General features: G+C 76.9%; 1 protein-coding gene. It reads right to left on the bottom strand.

Annotation, left to right across the window (positions count from 1 at the left end):
• Window positions 1–703: SDR family NAD(P)-dependent oxidoreductase (locus JS521_RS35925; RefSeq protein ID WP_205087029.1), on the bottom strand; the 703-nt coding region annotated here is incomplete at its 3' end.
• Window positions 704–863 lie beyond the last annotated feature (160 nt).

Here is an 863-nt window from a genome sequence, read left to right as displayed (position 1 = left end):
CCGCCGGCCCCTCCAGCAGGGCCGGAGCCGCGTACCGTCCGCTCGCCGGCCGCTCCCGAACGAGCCGCAGGAACGCGGGCGCCACGCTCTCCGGCGTCGGCCGCGCCGCGTCCGCGTCCTCCGGGACCGCCGCGGCGTACAGGTCCGTCGCCATGTCACCCGGGTCGACCGCCCACACCCGCAGCCCCGGCTCCTCCTCGCCCAGCACCGCCGCCAGCTGGTCCAGCGCCGCCTTCGACGCCCCGTAGCCGCCCCACGTCGGGTACGCCTCCGCCGCCGCGTCCGAACTGATCACCACCACCGCCCCCGCCTCCGAGGCCCGCAGCGACGGCAACGCCTCCTGTACGAGACCGAGCGCCGCCACCACGTTCGTCTCCAGCGCCCGCCGCAGCCCGTCCAACGGCAGCGCGTCCAGCCGGACCAGCGGTTCCGCGCCCAGCATGCTCGCGTTGCTCACCAGCAGGTCGAGCCGGCGCAGCGGACCGGCCGCCGCCACCAGATCCGCCCGGTGCGCCGCGTCCGTGACGTCCCCCGGCACCGCTACCACCCGCGTCCCGTACCGCCCGCGCAGCTCCCGCGCCGTCTCCTCCAGCACCTCGGCGGTCCGGGCGTCCAGCACCAGGTCCCAGCCCTCCCCGGCCAGCGCCCCCGCCAACGCCCGCCCCAGCCCCTTCGAACCACCTGTGATCATCGCGACCGGCATCGTGACCGTCCCCTTCGCACCCTCGGCGTCGCCCCGGCGGACCCCCCCGCGAACACCCACGGAAACCCCCCCCCCCCCCCCCCCCCCCCCCCCCCCCCCCCCCCCCCCCCCCAAAACCCCGCTTGCATAAACGGGTTTACGGTGGGGTAAATCCTGCTGC

It is taken from the genome of Streptomyces durocortorensis (genome assembly GCF_016901035.1).
Classification (GTDB): domain Bacteria; phylum Actinomycetota; class Actinomycetes; order Streptomycetales; family Streptomycetaceae; genus Streptomyces; species Streptomyces durocortorensis.
The sequence above is the reverse complement of the archived record's forward strand: the minus strand, read 5'-3'. Positions and strand labels throughout refer to the sequence as shown.